The sequence below is a fragment of the Dietzia sp. SYD-A1 genome (assembly GCF_015356725.1).
Lineage (GTDB): Bacteria > Actinomycetota > Actinomycetes > Mycobacteriales > Mycobacteriaceae > Dietzia.
In genome coordinates this window covers 1-2031 of record NZ_JADDKI010000444.1, presented here as the reverse complement: position 1 = coordinate 2031, position 2031 = coordinate 1, and the positions used below count along the sequence as shown (strand labels likewise).

The following is a 2031-nucleotide window of genomic DNA, read 5'->3' as shown; positions in this document are numbered from 1 at the left end:
CTCCAGCATGAGGGACCTCTGGCGGTCGGTCGCCGCACGGGGGTCGATCCCGCCCGGGGCCTCCACGCGGAGGTCGATGTCGTCCCGCGAGGCCAGCCCGACCAGTTCGGGGAGCGTGAACGCGGCCTGCGCGGGCCCGCGCCGGCCCAGTACCACGATCTCGCGCACGCGGCTGCTGCGCAGTGCCTCCAGGGCCACGGGGGAGATGTCGCTCCCGGCGAGGGCCTCCGCGGGAGTGGCGAGGATCCTGGCGACGTCCAGGGCGACGTTGCCGTTACCCACGATGACCGCCCGCTCGTGGTCGAGCGGGACGCGCGCGTCGACGTGGTCGGGGTGGCCGTTGTACCAGCTCACCACCTGCGTCGCGGACATGCTCCCGGGGAGTCCGGTCCCCGGGATGTCGAGGGGGCGGTCGGTACTGGCCCCGGTCGCGTACACCACGGCGTCGTGGTGCGCGGCGAGGTCGCCGACGCCGAGGTCCCGGCCGATCTCCACGCCCAGGCGGTAGGTGAACCCGGACTGGTTCTCGATGAGGGTGAACAGATCGGTGACCGACCGGGTCCGGGCGTGGTCGGGGGCCACGCCGTGGCGGGCCAGTCCGTGGGGCACCGGCAGGCGGTCGAACACGGTCACCTCGACGCCCGATTGCCTGAGTAGTTCATCCGCGGTGTAGAGAGCGGCCGGTCCGGCTCCGACGATCGCCACCCGGAGCGGGTGCCCGGCACGTCCCCGGTCGCGCTCCAGACGGCGGATCGGGGGGACCGGTGCCTGCGGCGGATACGGTCGTGAGGGTGTGCTCAACACGGCGTTGAGGTCGAGGAAGACCTGCTCACCCGGCGTGAGACGGTCGTCGGGGACGATCGCGCCGACCGGACAGGCGCCGACGCACGCCCCGCAGTCCACGCAGACGTCCGGGTCGATGTACAGCATCTCCGCGGTGGCGAAGTCCGGTTCGTCCGGAGTCGGGTGGATGCAGTTGACCGGGCAGGCGTGCACGCAGGACGCGTCGGCGCAGCAGGCCTGGGTGACGACGTGGGGCATCAGGCGTGGGTGGCGTACGTGACGGGGGGTTCGCTGCGGTAGCGGGAGGCGCGGCCGTCGATCTTCAGGGCCCGCCAGACCCGCCGCGCGAGGGGGTTCATCAGACCGGACTGCTCGGCGAGCATGCGGACGTCGGAGAAGAGGTCGGACAGGAACTCACGGGACTTCGGACTGTTCCAGTAGAGCTCGTCGATGACCTCGCGGGGGACGCCGAACTCCTCGCGGAACTCCTTGGTCGGCTTGAGGATGGCGTCGCACAGCACCCGCATGATCACGGGGAACGCCAGGGAGATCGCGAAGGCCTGGCCGCGCGTCAACCGGGGCGCGTAGCGGGCGACGTAGGTGTGGGCGAAGGAGATGTGCCGGGCCTCCTCCGCCACGTGGATCTCCATGATCCGGCTCAGCACGGGCGGGAGTTCGTCCGCGCCACGCAGGATCTGCTTCTGGGTGTGGTCGATGGGCTCCTCGCCGGCGAGGACGCCGATGAAGAAGCCCACGGGGGTGAGGGAGGCGAACCAGGGGATGACCGGCGAGACCCTGCGCAGCCAGCGGGGAAGGCCGGGGACGTCGGCGCCGATGATGTTCACGCCCTGCTGGAACATCTGGGTGTGGTGACACTCCTCGGTCGCCTCGTGGGTGAGGTACCGGAACTCTGCCGATCCGTTGTCAAGGGTGGCGATGTACTGCATGATCCCGCGGATCAGGAGGTTCTCGAACTGCAGGCCGACCTTCATGATGTTGGCCTGGCGCCACATGCCGATCTCGATCCGCGTCTCCACGGGTAGGGACTGGTACCAGGGGTGGGCACCCAGGGGGTCGACCGCCGCGGGGAGGATCCAGCGCTCGTCGGAGCGGTCCACCCGGAAGTCGGGATGGTCCCAGGGGACGTCGACGAACGCGTCGAAGTGGCGTCGCACCGACGCCTCGGACAGGCGGAGCAGAGTGGCGTCGTACTCCTCGCGCGAACTGGTCGGGGTCGGGGCCGACGGC

Annotated in this window: 2 protein-coding genes; both read right to left on the bottom strand. The window is 70.6% G+C overall.

The window, feature by feature from the left end:
- Positions 1–1041, bottom strand: a 1041-nt coding sequence (locus IY392_RS15470) for an FAD-dependent oxidoreductase (protein WP_194861684.1), incomplete at its 3' end; no start/stop codon positions are given.
- Positions 1041–1982, bottom strand: coding sequence for a diiron oxygenase (locus IY392_RS15465; protein WP_228549489.1), 942 nt, complete (start codon positions 1980–1982; stop codon positions 1041–1043). The genes IY392_RS15465 and IY392_RS15470, both read right to left, overlap by 1 nt.
- Between the last annotated feature and the right edge of the window lie 49 nt (positions 1983–2031).